Source organism: Erysipelatoclostridium sp. DFI.2.3 (assembly GCF_019132535.1).
GTDB classification, from domain to species: domain Bacteria; phylum Bacillota_I; class Bacilli_A; order Erysipelotrichales; family Erysipelotrichaceae; genus Clostridium_AQ; species Clostridium_AQ innocuum.
In genome coordinates this window covers 64,767-80,810 of record NZ_JAHOOJ010000008.1, presented here as the reverse complement: position 1 = coordinate 80,810, position 16,044 = coordinate 64,767, and the positions used below count along the sequence as shown (strand labels likewise).

The window sequence follows — 16,044 nt, the reverse complement described above, 5'->3', positions numbered from 1 at the left end:
CCCTGCCTTACGGAAACGGATCAAATGAAAAGCTGTCATCAAAGCGAACAAGAAATTCGCTGATCAGTTCAATGATCGTTTCCAAATCCTGATTGCTTGCCGTTTCAATGGAGGAATGCATATAACGCAGCGGGATGGAAATAAGGGCAACCGGCACGCCACCGTTTGTAAAATGGACAACATCGCCATCCGTTCCGGCCTTTCCGGCAAACACCTCCCACTGTACATCCAGCTGATGCTCCTCGGCAATCGCAGCAAGCGCCGCATTCAAAGGCTTGTTGATCATGCTGTTGGAGCATAATACAGCACCCCCGCCAAGCTTCACGGTTCCACTCGCATCACCGCTGACGCCCGGATAATCACTCGCAAAGGTCACATCCACAATCAATGCACAGCTTGGCTGCACACGGGTTGCGACATGATAGGCTCCCCGCATGGTCGTTTCCTCACCACAGGTTGTCGCCGCATAGATTCCACAGGCAGCCTGCTTCTGTTTGGCTTTTTTCAATGCCTCCAAAATGATAAAGGCACCGATACGGTCATCCAATGCACGTCCGGCAAGCTTTCCATGTGCAAGCTCAGTGAACTCACTCGCAGCACATACCGGATCGCCGATGGAAACATAGCGTTCACACTCGGCCTTGCTGTCAAAGCCCAGATCGATAAACAAATCCTCCACCTGCACCTGTTCCTTACTTTCCAGCGTACGGTTTGTCACAACGACACCGGGCAGGATTTGTGAAGCACAGACAACCTGTACATGTGTCCCCAGATACAGAACCGGATGGATACCGCCTGCCTTTGTCACCTTCAGCATTCCATCCTCACAAATCCGGGTGACCAGAAAGCCGATTTCATCAATATGCCCGCACAGCAGAACCTTTGCCTCTGCATGCGGATTCAAAACGCTGATCACATCACCGGTCGCATCCGTCAGAATTTCATCCGCAACCGGTTCCATATGCTGAATCACCTTTTTCTGCAATGCAATTTCATGTCCGCTGACACTTGGTGTCCTCAGCATATCATACAAAAATTCCTTATCCATAAATATCATGTCTCCTTTTTAACATCATCACATCCAGTGAACACGCCAATATACAGCCTGTGCTGTAGCATAGCAAATCACTCCATACAAAGCCCTGTCCCAGCAGATAGCGTAGTGGTGTTGCACGCAGCGTATTGAGCCAGTCATAATCCAGCAGCTGCGAGCATTCGATCAGATAGGAAAACAGCAGCGTAGCGATCAACAGCGATTTCACTCTGGCCTCGGGAAACAGAAGTGCGAAGATTCCATACATCATCATCGACCACAGCGTATCTCCTCCGTATTCCCGAAACCAGTCCGGCAAGGGCAGCGTGCTTCTTGATAACAGTCCTGCCGCAATCACCAGCACAACATAGCCGACCAAAAGGCAGCGGTTTCTTCTGTTTTGTTTTCCCATATAGAGCCTCCTATACAAAAATAGAGTGTTCCCACTCTATTTGCGAATATACTGAACTGCAATACACTGCGGTCCCCCCTGTGTGATAAAGGCCGGTGAAAGCTTTAACAGCTCCAGCTCTGTATCCGGGAACGCATTTTTCAATCGGTCTATAAAGAAGCGTGCATCCGCTAACGCATCTGCATGAGATACAGAAATACGATAGGCCGCATCCACACCATGCTCGCGGAAATAGCTGATGATGGAATCTGCTGCCTTGGACAATGTACGTGTTATTGTAAATTTATCCAGACGGCTTCCATCCTCCACCGCATGCATGACCGGCTTCAGCTTCAACAGCCCGCCGATACTGGCCGCTGCCGGTTTTAAACGTCCGCCGCGCTTTAAGAAGCTGTAATCCTGCGGAATCAGAAAGGAATGCCCATGTGCCATGCTTTCCTTTAAGGCTGCGACAATATCCGCTGCCTTTTTCCCTTCATCACGAAGCTTCACCGCTTTTTCCACCAGATAGCGGTGCGGCCCGCACAGAGTCTGTGAATTCAATACCGTTATGCTGTCTGCATTGGGCGCCTGTTCCTTCGCCATCAGCGCTGTCTGATACGTACCGGACAGACCATCTGCCATACATATGTTGAGGATTTCTTCATCACCATGCTCCTCGTAGGCAGCCAGCACATCGCCAATCGGCGGCTGTGAGGTTGTCGGAATACCTCCTGAGCGAACCTTTTCCAGAAAGGATGACGTGTCAAAGCATAAATCCCGGTAATGCTCATCCTGGATACTGACGCAGAGAGGAATCACATGAACACCCATGTCATTTCCTTCCGCGACCGTAAAGAGTGCAGATGTGTCTGTAATGATATGTACCATAATATTTTTTTCCTTTTCCTAGTTGACCATTTCCATGCGCGTTTTATAATCCGGCATGTAGTTCTCTATAATATTGTAGAACGCCTTGGAGTGATTCGGCTGAATGAAATGAACAAATTCATGCAGCACCACATATTCGATGAACTCGAACGGATAATGAATCAGCTTCCGGTTCAGTGTTATCGAGTTCTTGGCCGGTGTACAGCTTCCCCATCTGCTTTTCATATCCCGAATTTTTACGTCCGGAAATTCCAGATGGTAATCGCTCAAAGAGCGAAATGTCAGTGTGGCAATGTCCAGAAACACATCCCTGCACAGCTTATCGAGAAACTGCCGGATGACCTTTTCCGGGTCTGCCTGCTCTCTGCACTGTACATACAGAGTGTCCTTGTCATAGCTTACGTGATTGTACTTCCCCGTTGTCTTGCGGATTTTCAGAGAATTTCCAAACAATACGATATGCTTGTCGTCGATCATGGATTTCTGACTTCTCTCCTGCATGGATTTCTGATGCTTCACAATCCAGGAAACCTTGCTGGAAACAAAATCGTCGATTTTATCCATAGGCACAAACGGATTCGCACTGACCACGACCTCTCCCTTGGAAGAGATCCTCATGTTGATATTTTTTACCTGTTTTGTAACCAGTGTATAGGTAATCGGATATTTTCTACACTGAACAACCTTTTTATTTACATCCATTTAACTACTACCCCAATCTCTAGTGCGCATCTAATTATCTCATACTTGATTAAAAAAATAAACAGTTTTTTAGTAAGGAATTCTGGAATTTTTTACAATGGCTGAACGTGCAGGAAATGAGCAGATTTTCCATTTGTTTTTTACCGTCTGTGTTATTCTGTGTTACAATACCTACGGTGATATTATGAGCTATAACAATCCGTTTCCATACAGTGATGACAACAAGCGTTATCATACCTGGAATTATTACCTGAAGCACCGCTTTCACAGCAAGGTGTTCAAGGTTCCTCTGAATGCAAATTTCTCCTGTCCCAACCGGGACGGCACCTGCGGCGTCGGCGGCTGCACCTTTTGCAGTGCCCTTGGCAGCGGTGATTATGCAGGAGACATCCATGACGATCTGTTTCGGCAGTTTGATCAGGGAATGCAGATGATGCAAAGAAAATGGCCGGCCGGAATTCCAATGGCATATTTTCAGGCATATACGAATACCTATGCACCGCTGCCCGTGTTAAAGGCTACCTTTGACCCCTTTGCGCAGCGTGATGATATTGCGGCTATCAGTATCGCCACGCGCGCCGACTGTCTGGAGAATGATAAGATCGCCTATCTGCAATCCTTGTGTACTGATAAGGAAATCTGGGTGGAGCTGGGGTTACAGAGTATTCACGATGATACCGCACAGCACATCAACCGCGGGCACACCTATGCACAGTTTCTGGATTGTGTCGAGCGGCTGTCGCATACCGATTTGAAAATTGCTGTCCATCTGATGAATTCACTGCCCGGTGAAAACAAACAGCAGATGCTGGAAACCGCGGCTGCGCTCGCAAAGCTGCCCGTGCATGCGGTAAAGATCCATATGCTGCACATTATGGAGGGCACGCGCATGGCCCAGGAATACAGACAATCCCCCTTTGTCATGCTGAGCAGAGAGGAATATATTGATATCGTCATCCGTCAGCTGGAGCTGCTGCCGGCGGAAATGATCATCCAGCGGCTGACGGGAGATGGCGTGAAGGAAGCGCTGATCACCCCGCTTTGGACTTTGAAAAAGGTAACGATTCTCAACGACATTGACAAGGAAATGAAGCAGCGCAATACCTGGCAGGGAAAGTACAATACGTAACCTTCCCTTTTTTTTCGCATAGGATAAAGCAAGAGGTGACGATCAATGAAGGTACTGGCTGTCCTTATGCGAATTGAAAAGCTGGATCATGCCTGGAAATGGTTTATCAACAAGCCGTATGTAGACCGCGTGGAAGCGCTGGGCTGGAGCCTGTATCCCATCTGCAGCATGGCGGGAATCGCGAGTGCGCTGCAGGTATGCGATGCGCTTTTACTGCCCGGAGGCTATGATGTGCAAAGCTATTATCTGAAGGAGGACCGCAATGAGCATGTCACTACCTATGCGCAGCCGATGGATCATCTGGAATTTCAGGTAATCGACGCATTTATGTGCAACGAAAAGCCGATTCTTGGTATCTGTCGCGGAATGCAGACATTGAATGTATATGCCGGCGGGACACTTCTGCAGCATATTGACACGCAGACACACGCACCAAAGCAGCTGCACACCGTACACAGCAGCTCACGCAGTGTATTGCATCAGCTGTATCCGCAAAGCTTTACCGTAAACAGCTACCATCATCAGGTAGCCGGGCGATTGGGAGAGGGCTTTTATACCTCTGCCTTCAGCGAGGAGAATTATGTAGAAGCCATGGAGCACGAGAATGGTCGCATTCTCGCTGTCCAGTGGCATCCGGAGCTGATGGAAGACGATCAGATCCTTCCTTATTTTCTGGATGTTGTCTGCGCCTGAATTTTTTTCCTGCTCTTCCACCATTTCCAAACAAGCCACAGCATGATGGCCAGAGAAAACCAGGTGCCGAAGGCATCCACATTCATCACGGTTCCCAGATAGCGCAGGGACAGTGTTACCAATAGACTGCGCAGCAATCTGGCAAAGCCGTCACACAGCAGAAACGGAAACAGCCGCATGTTGGTGAAGCCGGCAAGATAGGCCAGAAGAAAATCCGGAATCGGGGTGATGCCGCCAATGAAGACGGCCAATAGACCATAGCGGTCCATCAGCTCCTCGCCATGCTCCACATCCTCTTTTGCGGCGATGTTATACAGCACTTTTTTGCCCAGTATCCGGGCGATGCCATAGCCGATTGCCCCGCCGATACAGGTGCCTACTGCACCCTCCAGCGAATACAGCAGCCATTTCTGCGGTGAATGCAGTACCAGCGGTACCAATATGACCTCCAGAGAAGGAAGCGGAAGAAATGCTTTTAAAACAGAATACAGTATCAGACCGATATCCTGCCATACGATAAAAAAATCCTGTACGTTCATGAAATCCCCTCATTTCATTATACGTGCAGGCTTCTGTTTTATACCAGCTCCAGCAGATTATCGATGATCAGATCCGGGTGAAGACAGCGCTGTTCACAATCCAGACGGGAATGCACACCGCTTGTCACAAAGACGCTCGTGCACCCATGCCGCAGTCCGAAGGCGACATCGGTTTCCAGATTATCTCCAATCACAACAGCATCCTCTTTAGCAATTCCGGCATAGCGCAACGCTTCCTTCAGCATCGGCTCATGCGGCTTTCCGATCATCCATGCCGTTTGCTCACTGCAATATTCCAGCATATGCACCATAGCACCGTTTCCGATGCGAAAATAGTCTCCATGCGGCAAGCGTCGATCCGGATTGGTGCCAATCAGCACTGCTCCCTTCTGTAAATGATAAAAGGCACGGCACAGCTTTTCATAGGTCACATTGGAATCCAGACCGGCAAATACCGCCTCCACATGTTCCTCACACAGCGTAAAGCCCTGCTCCAGCAGCGCCTCCCGCATCCCATCTTCTCCGATATAGAAGACGCGCTGCAGCTTTGTTTCATGACGGACATAGGCGGCAGCTGCCATCGCACTCGTAAAATATTGTGCATCCCGCAATCCTTGAAAGCCCATCGCTTCCATCTTCTCCCGGTTCTGTGCATGCGTACGCATGGCGTTGTTGGTCAGGAAATAGTATGGAATCTGCAGTGTATGTAAGGCTTCTATGAACAAGGGTGCACCGGGAATGACCTCATCCCCGCGATACATCGTTCCATCAAGGTCCAGAAACAGCGTTTTATGCCGCAGTAGCGGATGCATCGTTATATACTCCTATATAGTGGTGAAGAAAAGCCTCCTGGGAGAACTGCTCCTGATCGAGAAAGGCTTTCATAAGTACACAAAGCAAAGACAGAAGCGCCTGCTGTGTCGTACTCTTAAAGCGCAGCGTGCTGATATCATCCAGCACAAATTCCGCAATCTGTTGTGCGCGGTCAAAGCAGATCACCACACGTCTTCCTGCATGCATCCCGCAATAGAAGCGATAATATACATCGTGGTAAATCAGCTCATAGCCATCCCGACTCTTTTTCAATTCTCCGATTTGTTCATCCCCCTCGTATACGGTGAAATCCATACACGGGCGAAACCGCGAATACCATTTGCGAAGCTGGTAAAAGCCCATAATATCATCGCCATACATATTCTTCAGATATATACTGAGCAATCCGCCTTCCTTTTCATAGGAGGCACGGAATACACAACGCCCCTGCTCCTCAATGCTGTATTCGTCAATGTCCTTACGCATCGTAAATTCCATTGTCTTCACGTCCTTTCATGAAAAAGCTCTTGATCGCACAAGAGCTTTTTATCTCAACCCACTATCGTAGGGTTACACAGTCTTTGGATGTCACCTTTATTATAGGGGATTTCCTCTCATTTTTCAAGACATGAGCGAACGGTGTGTGCAAAATTGTTATTGTCAAACAGCACACAATATCGAAATATCTGTAAATTCTCTGTAAAGCAATCTGCTTACCGTCCTCTGCAAATGTAAATCAGGAACTTCTCTTCACTGTTTTCTTTTGAAAGTAATGAACATAGCAGAAAATCAGCAGCAGCGGCACGATGGAGAAAGCAGCTACGATATACAGGGTCCAGTCATATCCGAAGGCTTTGGACAGATAGGAGGTAATCAGCGGTGTTATCAATCCACTAACGCCGATAAATACGGCCATGGCAAACATCTGCGCACTGCTGAACAGCTTCTGGGGAGTGATTTCCTTTACCAGCACCTTGCTTGTCAGCATGATGATGGGCAGCGTTACCAGCTGCAGTGCTGCCGTCAGAATAATCATCCACGGCTGAAAGGAAAAGCCGTAAAGCAGGAATTTCACACCATACATAAATGTTCCAAAGTATAAGAGTGTCTTAGTCTGAAAGCGTTCCAGTATTTTCGAGGAAAACAGAAAGAGCGGCACCTCCATAAAGGATTGCAGCGCCCACTTAATGCCGACCGCTGTGGTGTCTGCGCCGATATCCAGCATTTTGTCGATAACCACATACTGATCTGCCGTACCGATCATATAGACGAGCAGATAAATCAGCACCAGCAATAAATAGCCTTTATTCTTCAGGAGCTGCCGCACGCTTTCCATGCGAATCCGCTCCCCTTCCTTTTTCTCAGCATCCTTTGCCTTGTAAATGAGCCAGCACAGGATAACGCTTACGATACCAAGTGAAATCAGCAGACTTTTATAATGAAAATGGCGGACGAGGTAGCCAGCAATCGGAGAACCGATTGTAAGCCCCAGTGCCCCGCTTGCCCGCAGCCGCCCGTAGTTTTCCTGATCGATTTCCAGCATCCAGGTTTCATCCAGTCCCATAATGACCTTTACCATACCACCCATCAGAGCCACGGTGAATACATGATACCAGAAGGTCTGGCGTTCTACCAGAAACATGGCAAAGCTGCTCGCCGTCAGCAGCACATAGGCCGCAAAGAAAAAGACCTTAACCCTTTGAAAACGGTCGCACAGGTAACCAAACAGAAACTGGCCGGCGATTGCCACAACCGCATTTGCGGCCAGAATATAACCGCGCTGTACCACCGTATAGCCCAGCTTGCTTAAAAACGGAATCATCTGGGTATTGACCATCGATATGGCAAAAAAGGCAAGAAAGTTCATGGCATAAAGCAGCCATCGCATTTGCTTTTTCATAGTAATCACATCCTCAGATATAGTATGGACACAGCTGCAGGCATCTAAAAATCTTTTCCCTTTTCTTTTCGCATATTGTATAATAGAACTGTTGAAACGGTGGTGTGTATATGCAGGAACATCTCGATACCAAAAGAATACTGGCAGCAGCATTAAAACAGCTGACCTGCCGCAAGAGCTTTGACAAAATCACGATTGCGGATATCACGCAGCAAAGCGGCTACAACCGGCAGACCTTCTATTATCATTTCCGTGATAAATACGAGCTGCTGAAATGGATCTATACGGATGATGCACAGCAGGTGTTTGATGAAAATCTCAGCTTTGAAAACTGGCCGAAATATATTTCCGCCCTCTTGAATCACATGCGCAGCGAGAAGGACTTTTATATCAATACGATCCGCAGTGATGAGACTTGCTTTGAACAATTCCTTTTTGATTTAACGAAGTCCATTTTCCATATGGCAATCGTAAGCCTTGACCAGCATCATCAGATCAATGAGGTGGAAATGAATTTTTATTCCCAGTTTTACAGCTTTGGGATAACCGGCGTGATTATCAGCTGGGTGAAAAGCGACATGAGAGAAAGTGCAGAGCGCGTCAGTGCCAATCTGAAATCGCTGGCACAGGACAGTGAAAAGCTGGCCTATTCCCGTTATCGGGAGGCCTATACGAAAATAACAAATGAGGAGGAAGAGCATGAAGAGTGAAGTAGAGCATTATGAAAACCGCTGTGGCGGCAAGGGTACGATGCATATTGAACGCCTGCTGCAAAGCGAGGAAATGGGAAGCGGCGTGAAGATGTATGCGAAGGTGACGATTGATGTAAATGCATCGCTGGGTGTACATCAGCATATCGGCGATGGCGAGTCCTACTATATTCTGCAGGGTAGAGCACTTTACGATGATAATGGAATCAAGCGTGAACTGCAGCCGGGAGATGTCACCTTTACTCCGGATCAGGGCTTTCACGGCATTGAAAACATCGGAGACGAACCACTGGTGTTTATGGCATTGATCATCAAGGTATAGAAGGCAGACAGCCTTCTTTTTTAATCTTAAGCTCTCCTTTTAGTATAAGAGCGAAAATCCATCTAATAAAGGGGGCTTCCTCCTTTGATAAATCAATCGTTGAAATAGAATCTAAATAACGATATATTACAGGAAGTTCCTTCATACTTTATTTATTTGAACATCAATGTATGAAAATTATAATTCCCCATGGGAATTTCATAGAGCCTCATCCTGATGAAGTTACGATTATGATTTTTCATAAAGAGCTATAAGCTGGTCTTGCTTTTCGATATAACATGGTCAGATAAATATGTGCTGATTAAGTCTTTTCATTATTCACAGGAGCAATGCCTATGCAGGAAATAGATGTTAAAATCATGTTATGTTTAAAATATCTATAATCGTGATTCTGTTTCTTATGTATCATCTACAGCAGCTAATAAATATATTATAAAATCATACGCAATGAGTGTAGCGTATGATGAGGCTAAATCCATTAAGTTCTATGATAAAAAAGGTACTCTGATACCTGAAGAGCATATTCCTGATTTATGAGCAATCGTTAGATTTTTTGAATGCGTACTGTTTAAGGCCGCTTTGAAAACATGCAAGAAAGCCTCCCGTAATCTGGAGGCTTTCTTATATTTATAAACCAGCTATATACATTTCGTGAAGGTGTGACACGACACAATTTTCAAAAAATAACGTTTTCGTAATTTACAATGGACTATCATGAGTATCAGGAAAATGAACATCCACTTACCTACATTGTATGAAAAGTCCTTTCCCCTTTTTGTGAAACACTCTCATACAATGTCACTCACACATCGTTACCGGAACTGCCGACATGCAGAAAGATGCCTGGCAGAGCAAACAGCAGATAGCTGATACCATAGAGTGAAAATAACGGATAACGGATAATGCCGGGAAACCATTGCATGACATGAAAGACATAGGTGTCCAGCGCCAGCAGTGTATAACAGCTCATAAACAGCACACCAACGCCATATAGCCAGAGCGCACTTCTTTGCTTGACATGCAGAAGCAAAAGAACACCTCTTGTCATAAGCATTATCCCAAAAGCCAATGTAAGACAGCGGATCATGGCTTGGATTCCATTCGCAGAATTTGATATAAAAAGGAGAACACTGAGGACAGTGAGTATTCCGCCAGTGCTTAGAAATGCTTTTGCAGTACGCATTTATCGAATGATATCATGGATCAGCTTCTGCTTTTCCACCTTCACCTGTGTGAAGACATAGGTCTGATAGAAGTCCTCCAGCCAGTGCTGCGGTAATGGATGATTGATGTGTACATAGGCAAGAATATCCCCCTTGTTTACATAGTCTCCATCCTTTTTGTTTAACACGATTCCGACAGCCGGATCAACCGGATCCTCCTTAACCATACGTCCTGCACCAAGCTTCATCGCCAGCGTCCCCAGCTCCAAAGCATGCAGCTCCTTCACATAGCCCTCTTCCCGCGATGTTACTTCCAAAATCTCTTTTGCCTGTGGCAGCAGCTCTGGATGCAGAACCTGCTCTACATCACCCTCCTGTGCCGCAACCATGGCAACCAGCTTTTCCAGTGCCTTTCCATTCTGAATGACTTCCAGCAGCTGCTTTCTTGCGTTCTCTTCATCTCTGGCTATTCCTGTCTGCATGAGCATGATGCTTCCGGCCTCTAGACACAGCTGTGTAAAATCCTCAGGCCCTTTTCCCTGTAGCGTTGCAATTGCCTCTTTTACCTCGAGTGCATTTCCGATGGCATTGCCCAACGGCTGATTCATGTTGCTGATCAGTGCCTTGACATCCTTGCCGAAATGGCTTCCGATGGCAATCATCGCTTCTGCCAGCTCCTTTGCCTTTTCGCTTGTTTCCATGAAGGCGCCCTCTCCGAATTTCACATCCAGAAGAATCGTATCAGAGCCGGCTGCCAGCTTCTTTGACATGATGCTGGATGCAATCAGAGGAATCGAGTTGACGGTGGCCGTCACATCGCGCAAAGCATACAGCTTTTTATCTGCCGGCACCAGTGTTGCGGTTTGTCCGATCAGTGCCAGACCGATATCATTCACCTGTGAAATAAACTGTTCCTGTGTCCGCATAACCTGAAAGCCGTTAACAGACTCCACCTTATCCAGCGTTCCGCCGGTATGTCCCAGTCCTCGACCGCTCATTTTCGCGACCTTGGCACCGCAGGCAGCTACCATTGGCGCAAGGGAAAGACTTGTTTTATCACCGACACCTCCGGTGGAATGCTTATCACATTTTCTTCCGGAAATCGCCGATAGATCAATCACATCTCCACTGTACAGCATTTCCTCTGTCAGCCAGGCTGTTTCCTGTGCATTCATACCATTAAAGTAAATCGCCATTAGCAGCGCACTGACCTGATAATCCGGAATATCTCCCCGGACATAACCGGTAATGAAAAAATGAAGCTCTTCCTTTGTCAGTGGCTGCTTCTGTTTCTTTTTTTCTATTAGATCGACAAAACGCATAAAGTTCCCTTCCTTCCTGCTTATCTTCTACGATAATGCATGATGCTGCATCCTTCTTTTTGTTCATTTGAAAGCAATCGGAAATCCCCAATGCAAAACGCCGGAAACCAGGTATCCCCTGTATACGACTGCTCGATTCGGGTAATCCACAGCTCATCTGCATATGCGATTGCTGCAGCGTAAATCTGTGCACCGCCGCATACATAGAGCACTTCCTCTTTCTTCTTCCATTCCCTGCAAAGTGCTTGCACATCACTGCAGGGGAGCACATCGCTATCGGACAGCGGCTTATGACCTGCGACATGCAGAATTCTATGATCCAGTCGTTTCGGCAGATGCTCATAGGTCACTCTCCCCATCAGCAAATGATGATGCAGTGTCAGCTGACGGAAATGAGCTAAATCTGCAGGGCAATGCCATGGCATTTTATGATTTGCGCCGATCAGCTGATTGGCGTCCATTGCAACGACAATACTGATCATGCCACATTCTTCAGGGCAGTGATTTCCTCTTCGCTCAGATACCGCCATTCCCCACTCGCAAGTGCTTCATCCAGCCGCAGCGGTCCCATGGCAATCCGCTTGAGATGGACAACCTCATTACCGATTGCATGCAGCATACGCTTCACCTGATGAAATCTTCCCTCCTGAATATGCAGAAGGATTTGCGTGTCCTCCAGAATTTCCACACGAGCCGGAAGAACAGGTTCCTCATCCAGTACGATACTGCCGTTTTCCAGCTTCTTTTGATCACCTTCCTGCAGCGGCTGCGCCAGATCCACCAGATAGGTTTTTTCAACATGATGCTTGGGAGAGAGCAGACGATGCGCCAGCTTTCCGTCATTTGTGATCAGCAGCAGGCCCTCCGTATCCATGTCCAGTCGTCCGACCGGAAAACAATCCTTTGGCAAAAAGGCATCGATGCAGTCCAGCACGGTTTCATATGTGGGATCACTGGTGGCACTGACAACATCCTGCGGCTTGTTCAGCATGATATAGACAACAGCCTCATAATAGATTTCCTCTTTATCCAAACAAACGACATCCACACCCTCCTGGATTTTCCTGTCATCCTTTCGGCATACCTCACCATTGACACTCACTCTTCCCTTGCGAATAGCCAGCTTGACCTCCTTGCGGGTACCCAAACCTGCATGGGCCAGATATTTATCCAGTCGCATATGCCTATCTCCTTCTTCCGCGCTTCAGTAAGCGGGACAGGTCAAGATGCAGAATGGTCTGCGGTATGGAAAAGAAATACGTGATGCCAAAGTATACCAGCATTGCAAGACTTCCGTTGACAGCAAGCTGTAAAAGACTCAGCATCCGCCCGGAGCCATAGCCCTTCAAGCCAATCAAATCGCAGCCTCTTGCGACTGCAAACAGGGCTGCCATCGCCAAAAGGATAACCAGAAGCTTATGCAGCGTATATTTCCAGCGAATCTTATAGTGTGATGTCAATGCATAGATATCCAGAATGATAAAAATCCCCATTGCAAGAATACTTGACATGACGACTCCCTGATAGCCGAAATATTTTAACAGTGGATAGGCCACCGAAAATTTCACCACCATCATGATGGCAAGGTTGCGGATATTCAGCCTGCGCAAGCCTACTGCCATTAACAGTGCCGTGAAAATCGGTCCGATGGTATTTAAAAACGCCTCAATGGAGAACCAGCTCAAAATATCGGCAAGCAGCTCCAGATTCTTCGGATCTGCCGGTGGAAACAAGATGGCATACAGCGGCTTTGCGTAAACAAACAGACAGAAGGAAATCGGCAGGCCGATATACAGGACGATATCCACACAGTCCCGGATATTTTTGCGTACCAGCTTCAGGTCATGATTGGTAAGTGCCGTAGTGATATGCGGTATGATGGCGGAGGAGAACCCCGGTGCCAGAATCATCGGAATGGACATCAGCTTTAAAACACCGTAATTGATAGAGCCGCTGATGAGTAAGATTTCCGCATCCGTATTGCCGTGCGCTTCAAGCCCCTTACTCAAAAACAGCGTGTTGACAATCGTGTCGCTGTAGCCCAGTATCGCTACAATCAAATAAGGAAACGCAATGAAAACAAGCTCCTTAAGAATTTCTCTTCGATCATTGTTTCCGGCAACTTCCTGTGTTTTGGCTAGCCTCTTCAGCTCGCGCATCTGCTTTTTATCATACAGCTTCAGATGCATGATCGCCAGAATTGCCGATATACTGGTGGAAATCACACCGAAATACAGCGCCCATACCTGATCCGTATGCAATGCATATACCGCAATCGCACTGGCGCTCAGCAGAAATGCCACACGGGCAACCTGCTCCAGAACCTGTGACAGTGCATAAATTTCCATGTGCTTGAGTCCCTGATAGAAGCCGCGGATACTGGAAAGCAGCGGAACGAAAAACAGGGCAAAGGAAATCAGTATCAGTACCATCTGCATCGTTTTAACGCTGTCTCCCTCATCCGGCATAACAAGTGCAGCCAGCGGAGAGGAAAACAGAATTACGATAATCATCATCCCGAAGCCGAAGCAGGTCATCAGGGATGCGGACAGCTTTTTGATCAGCAGTGAGGTTTGATAGTCCCCTCTAGTGGAATATTTTGCGATCAATGTCGCAATCGCAAACGGAAAGCCTGCTGTACAGATATTCAGCAGATAGGAATATATATTGAAGGCTACTCCGTAATAGGCCAGATTGTCCGCTGTTCCCAGCATGGAATTATAAGGGACTGCATAGAACAATCCAATGAATTTTGCAAAAAAGATGCCGGCAGAGCTGATCAGCCCTCCTGCTATAATCGACTGCTTCCGTTTGGAAACATCCATATTCTTACTCATATAACGTATCCTTTCTAGTTCCGTTAACCATTCGCCTCGTTATCCTTCTGTGCATAATTACATGTGAAGAATACACGGCTCGTATTAACCAGCTTGGAATCCTTCCAGGTTACCATAACCTGCAATGTAAACTGATCATGCTCGGATATACCGTCCAGAAAGATTTTACTGACAAAGTTACGCGCACCGTTTGCCTGATATGGAATCATGTTGAAGGAGGTTTTTGCGTCATCTCCCAGCAATCCCAGACACGGATAGACATTGCTGTTGCTGTCCAAGGCCGGATCTACAGCAATCGCCTGAATATTGTACATCGCCACGCGTGGATTGGAAATAATAATCTCATACTGATAGCTGTTGTCCTTCTGCTTAAATACAGAAAGCTTATAATCAAAGGGTATGATTTTGGATTCACTGCCCTTGTTGTTCAATACAGCGTCTACATAGCTCTCATAATTTTTTATGCTCTCCTGCTCTTCTTTATGCGCATCGCCGCAGCCGGTGAGCAGCAGGAAGCAGAGCAGACACCAAAGGGGAAATTTTCGCATGGAATCACCTCTCGAGATATTATACCATAAAGGCATTATTTAAGCCACATTTTATAATCATGCGGTACTTTATTTGTACATTTAGGATAACAATTGCGTACAAACGGCAAAGGATGAAAAGCAAAAAATGCTGCATCCGTGTACAGCTGCTTACAGGCATCGGGTCGGAAATAAAAAAAGACCCGCCAAAGCGCAGACAGATTTCTACGCTATGATAAGTCTGTATCACCAGCAAGTTGCACAGCCTCAATGCTCAGGTATATCAGTATGTTTATGCAGTGCATAATCCATGCAAATCGGGTAGCCATGTTCCTCGTCCTGCACGATTTTCGCATGAATATCATACAGCTGCAGCAGCTGCTGTTCCCGGATAACCTCCTGTGCCTTCCCGCAGTATAGTGCCCTTCCCTGCTTCATGCCAATCACATGATCCGCAAATTTTGCGGCCTGATTCAGATCGTGGATAACCAGTATGATCGTCGTCTGCTCCTCCCTGTTTAAGTCTCTTAGCAGTTCCAGTATTTCCAGCTGATGGGCGATGTCCAGATAGGTTGTCGGCTCATCCAGCAGCAGAATACCGGTTTTCTGTGCCAGGGCCATGGCAATCCACACACGCTGCCGCTGCCCGCCGGATAATTCATTGACATAGGCATCCGCATGCACAAGAACTCCGGTCTTTTTCATAGCCCACGCGACAATCTCAAGATCCTGTCGATTCAGCGAACGCATCGCCTTCTGATAGGGAAAGCGGCCGTACTGCACCAGCTCTCGTACACGCAGACCTTCCGGAACCAGCGGAGACTGCGGAAGCAGGGCAAGTCGCTTCGCCACCTGTCTGCGCTTCATTCCCTTCAGGGAAACACCATTCAGCAAAACCTCTCCCTTCTGCGGCGTGATGATACCGGCCATCGTCTTTAAAAGCGTTGATTTCCCACAGCCGTTTGGACCGATCATCATCGTGATTTTCCCCTCCGGTATCTGCAGGCTGACATCCTGCAGGATATTGTACCCATCATATCCGGCATACAGATTGTGTACTTCTAGCATTGTG

Annotated in this window: 19 protein-coding genes; 4 read left to right on the top strand and 15 right to left on the bottom strand. The window is 47.2% G+C overall.

Features of this window, described 5'->3' with window-relative positions; translation table 11 throughout:
* Positions 1 to 7: 7 nt before the first annotated feature.
* Genes KSZ58_RS09765 through KSZ58_RS09750 form a run of 4 tightly spaced genes read right to left on the bottom strand, consistent with a single transcriptional unit; the run spans position 8 to position 3,017 of the window.
* Entirely contained in the window at positions 8 to 1,048 is a 1,041-nt protein-coding gene (locus KSZ58_RS09765) for a M20/M25/M40 family metallo-hydrolase (protein WP_008817277.1), read from the bottom strand.
* Positions 1,041 to 1,445 carry a DUF2809 domain-containing protein gene (locus KSZ58_RS09760; protein WP_009269149.1) on the bottom strand — a complete coding sequence of 135 codons (405 nt, stop codon included), beginning with the start codon at positions 1,443 to 1,445 and terminating at the stop codon, positions 1,041 to 1,043. Before KSZ58_RS09760 ends, KSZ58_RS09765 begins: the two co-directional genes overlap by 8 nt.
* Positions 1,446 to 1,481: 36 nt before the next feature.
* Positions 1,482 to 2,315 (bottom strand): DegV family protein, encoded by an 834-nt coding sequence (locus KSZ58_RS09755; RefSeq protein ID WP_142419476.1) that lies wholly within the window; start codon positions 2,313 to 2,315, stop codon positions 1,482 to 1,484.
* A gap of 18 nt (positions 2,316 to 2,333) precedes the next feature.
* The gene (locus tag KSZ58_RS09750) at positions 2,334 to 3,017 is read right to left on the bottom strand and encodes a M48 family metallopeptidase (protein ID WP_009269151.1); all 684 of its coding nucleotides are present in this window, start codon (positions 3,015 to 3,017) and stop codon (positions 2,334 to 2,336) included.
* Positions 3,018 to 3,201: 184 nt separating this feature from the next.
* Between KSZ58_RS09750 and KSZ58_RS09745 the strand changes: the two genes are divergently transcribed.
* Positions 3,202 to 4,146 carry a TIGR01212 family radical SAM protein gene (locus KSZ58_RS09745; protein WP_040014035.1) on the top strand — a complete coding sequence of 315 codons (945 nt, stop codon included), beginning with the start codon at positions 3,202 to 3,204 and terminating at the stop codon, positions 4,144 to 4,146.
* A gap of 45 nt (positions 4,147 to 4,191) precedes the next feature.
* Positions 4,192 to 4,839 (top strand): gamma-glutamyl-gamma-aminobutyrate hydrolase family protein, encoded by a 648-nt coding sequence (locus KSZ58_RS09740; protein ID WP_002608984.1) that lies wholly within the window; start codon positions 4,192 to 4,194, stop codon positions 4,837 to 4,839.
* Here the strand turns inward: KSZ58_RS09740 and KSZ58_RS09735 are convergent.
* The 4 genes from KSZ58_RS09735 to KSZ58_RS09720 form a co-directional block, all read right to left on the bottom strand.
* A complete protein-coding gene (locus tag KSZ58_RS09735; protein ID WP_009269153.1) occupies positions 4,812 to 5,378 on the bottom strand; it encodes a YqaA family protein in 567 nt (188 codons plus the stop codon). The genes KSZ58_RS09740 and KSZ58_RS09735 overlap by 28 nt on opposite strands.
* A 38-nt stretch (positions 5,379 to 5,416) precedes the next feature.
* The gene (locus tag KSZ58_RS09730) at positions 5,417 to 6,190 is read right to left on the bottom strand and encodes an HAD-IIA family hydrolase (RefSeq protein ID WP_008817283.1); all 774 of its coding nucleotides are present in this window, start codon (positions 6,188 to 6,190) and stop codon (positions 5,417 to 5,419) included.
* Positions 6,168 to 6,689 carry a hypothetical protein gene (locus KSZ58_RS09725; protein ID WP_002608981.1) on the bottom strand — a complete coding sequence of 174 codons (522 nt, stop codon included), beginning with the start codon at positions 6,687 to 6,689 and terminating at the stop codon, positions 6,168 to 6,170. Before KSZ58_RS09725 ends, KSZ58_RS09730 begins: the two co-directional genes overlap by 23 nt.
* A gap of 238 nt (positions 6,690 to 6,927) precedes the next feature.
* On the bottom strand, positions 6,928 to 8,091 hold the full coding sequence (locus KSZ58_RS09720; RefSeq protein WP_008817284.1) for an MFS transporter: 1,164 nt from the start codon (positions 8,089 to 8,091) through the stop codon (positions 6,928 to 6,930).
* A gap of 110 nt (positions 8,092 to 8,201) precedes the next feature.
* Here KSZ58_RS09720 and KSZ58_RS09715 point away from each other — a divergent pair, with 110 nt between their 5' ends.
* Together KSZ58_RS09715 and KSZ58_RS09710 are read left to right on the top strand one after the other, a co-directional pair.
* Positions 8,202 to 8,801 carry a TetR/AcrR family transcriptional regulator C-terminal domain-containing protein gene (locus KSZ58_RS09715; protein ID WP_008817285.1) on the top strand — a complete coding sequence of 200 codons (600 nt, stop codon included), beginning with the start codon at positions 8,202 to 8,204 and terminating at the stop codon, positions 8,799 to 8,801.
* Entirely contained in the window at positions 8,791 to 9,123 is a 333-nt protein-coding gene (locus tag KSZ58_RS09710; RefSeq protein ID WP_008817286.1) for a cupin domain-containing protein, read from the top strand. The genes KSZ58_RS09715 and KSZ58_RS09710 overlap by 11 nt, the downstream gene beginning before the upstream one ends.
* Before the next feature lie 802 nt (positions 9,124 to 9,925).
* Here the strand turns inward: KSZ58_RS09710 and KSZ58_RS09705 are convergent.
* The 7 genes from KSZ58_RS09705 to KSZ58_RS09675 all read right to left on the bottom strand — a co-directional run bounded on the left by KSZ58_RS09705 (position 9,926) and on the right by KSZ58_RS09675 (position 16,040).
* Positions 9,926 to 10,171: a hypothetical protein gene (locus KSZ58_RS09705; protein ID WP_224727204.1), complete on the bottom strand. Its 246-nt coding sequence runs from the start codon at positions 10,169 to 10,171 to the stop codon at positions 9,926 to 9,928.
* A gap of 135 nt (positions 10,172 to 10,306) precedes the next feature.
* Complete coding sequence (locus KSZ58_RS09700; protein ID WP_009269154.1) at positions 10,307 to 11,608, bottom strand: pyrimidine-nucleoside phosphorylase; 1,302 nt, start codon at positions 11,606 to 11,608, stop codon at positions 10,307 to 10,309.
* Between the two features lie 20 nt (positions 11,609 to 11,628).
* Positions 11,629 to 12,090 carry a dihydrofolate reductase gene (locus KSZ58_RS09695; protein WP_002608974.1) on the bottom strand — a complete coding sequence of 154 codons (462 nt, stop codon included), beginning with the start codon at positions 12,088 to 12,090 and terminating at the stop codon, positions 11,629 to 11,631.
* Positions 12,087 to 12,788: a pseudouridine synthase gene (locus KSZ58_RS09690; protein ID WP_008817291.1), complete on the bottom strand. Its 702-nt coding sequence runs from the start codon at positions 12,786 to 12,788 to the stop codon at positions 12,087 to 12,089. Before KSZ58_RS09690 ends, KSZ58_RS09695 begins: the two co-directional genes overlap by 4 nt.
* Positions 12,789 to 12,792: 4 nt before the next feature.
* On the bottom strand, positions 12,793 to 14,445 hold the full coding sequence (locus KSZ58_RS09685) for an oligosaccharide flippase family protein (protein WP_217752691.1): 1,653 nt from the start codon (positions 14,443 to 14,445) through the stop codon (positions 12,793 to 12,795).
* Positions 14,446 to 14,468: 23 nt separating this feature from the next.
* Entirely contained in the window at positions 14,469 to 14,993 is a 525-nt protein-coding gene (locus KSZ58_RS09680; RefSeq protein WP_002608971.1) for a hypothetical protein, read from the bottom strand.
* Positions 14,994 to 15,239: 246 nt separating this feature from the next.
* Positions 15,240 to 16,040: an ABC transporter ATP-binding protein gene (locus KSZ58_RS09675; protein ID WP_008817293.1), complete on the bottom strand. Its 801-nt coding sequence runs from the start codon at positions 16,038 to 16,040 to the stop codon at positions 15,240 to 15,242.
* Between the last annotated feature and the right edge of the window lie 4 nt (positions 16,041 to 16,044).

What these genes read in the sequence shown, in the direction of transcription:
- KSZ58_RS09765 (WP_008817277.1), bottom strand. Translation starts at nt 1,048, where the DNA reads ATGGATAAGGAATTTTTGTATGATATGCTGAGGACACCAAGTGTCAGC.
- KSZ58_RS09760 (WP_009269149.1), bottom strand. Translation starts at nt 1,445, where the DNA reads ATGGGAAAACAAAACAGAAGAAACCGCTGCCTTTTGGTCGGCTATGTT.
- KSZ58_RS09755 (WP_142419476.1), bottom strand. Translation starts at nt 2,315, where the DNA reads ATGGTACATATCATTACAGACACATCTGCACTCTTTACGGTCGCGGAA.
- KSZ58_RS09750 (WP_009269151.1), bottom strand. Translation starts at nt 3,017, where the DNA reads ATGGATGTAAATAAAAAGGTTGTTCAGTGTAGAAAATATCCGATTACC.
- KSZ58_RS09745 (WP_040014035.1), top strand. Translation starts at nt 3,202, where the DNA reads ATGAGCTATAACAATCCGTTTCCATACAGTGATGACAACAAGCGTTAT.
- KSZ58_RS09740 (WP_002608984.1), top strand. Translation starts at nt 4,192, where the DNA reads ATGAAGGTACTGGCTGTCCTTATGCGAATTGAAAAGCTGGATCATGCC.
- KSZ58_RS09735 (WP_009269153.1), bottom strand. Translation starts at nt 5,378, where the DNA reads ATGAACGTACAGGATTTTTTTATCGTATGGCAGGATATCGGTCTGATA.
- KSZ58_RS09730 (WP_008817283.1), bottom strand. Translation starts at nt 6,190, where the DNA reads ATGCATCCGCTACTGCGGCATAAAACGCTGTTTCTGGACCTTGATGGA.
- KSZ58_RS09725 (WP_002608981.1), bottom strand. Translation starts at nt 6,689, where the DNA reads ATGGAATTTACGATGCGTAAGGACATTGACGAATACAGCATTGAGGAG.
- KSZ58_RS09720 (WP_008817284.1), bottom strand. Translation starts at nt 8,091, where the DNA reads ATGAAAAAGCAAATGCGATGGCTGCTTTATGCCATGAACTTTCTTGCC.
- KSZ58_RS09715 (WP_008817285.1), top strand. Translation starts at nt 8,202, where the DNA reads ATGCAGGAACATCTCGATACCAAAAGAATACTGGCAGCAGCATTAAAA.
- KSZ58_RS09710 (WP_008817286.1), top strand. Translation starts at nt 8,791, where the DNA reads ATGAAGAGTGAAGTAGAGCATTATGAAAACCGCTGTGGCGGCAAGGGT.
- KSZ58_RS09705 (WP_224727204.1), bottom strand. Translation starts at nt 10,171, where the DNA reads ATGACAAGAGGTGTTCTTTTGCTTCTGCATGTCAAGCAAAGAAGTGCG.
- KSZ58_RS09700 (WP_009269154.1), bottom strand. Translation starts at nt 11,608, where the DNA reads ATGCGTTTTGTCGATCTAATAGAAAAAAAGAAACAGAAGCAGCCACTG.
- KSZ58_RS09695 (WP_002608974.1), bottom strand. Translation starts at nt 12,090, where the DNA reads ATGATCAGTATTGTCGTTGCAATGGACGCCAATCAGCTGATCGGCGCA.
- KSZ58_RS09690 (WP_008817291.1), bottom strand. Translation starts at nt 12,788, where the DNA reads ATGCGACTGGATAAATATCTGGCCCATGCAGGTTTGGGTACCCGCAAG.
- KSZ58_RS09685 (WP_217752691.1), bottom strand. Translation starts at nt 14,445, where the DNA reads ATGAGTAAGAATATGGATGTTTCCAAACGGAAGCAGTCGATTATAGCA.
- KSZ58_RS09680 (WP_002608971.1), bottom strand. Translation starts at nt 14,993, where the DNA reads ATGCGAAAATTTCCCCTTTGGTGTCTGCTCTGCTTCCTGCTGCTCACC.
- KSZ58_RS09675 (WP_008817293.1), bottom strand. Translation starts at nt 16,040, where the DNA reads ATGCTAGAAGTACACAATCTGTATGCCGGATATGATGGGTACAATATC.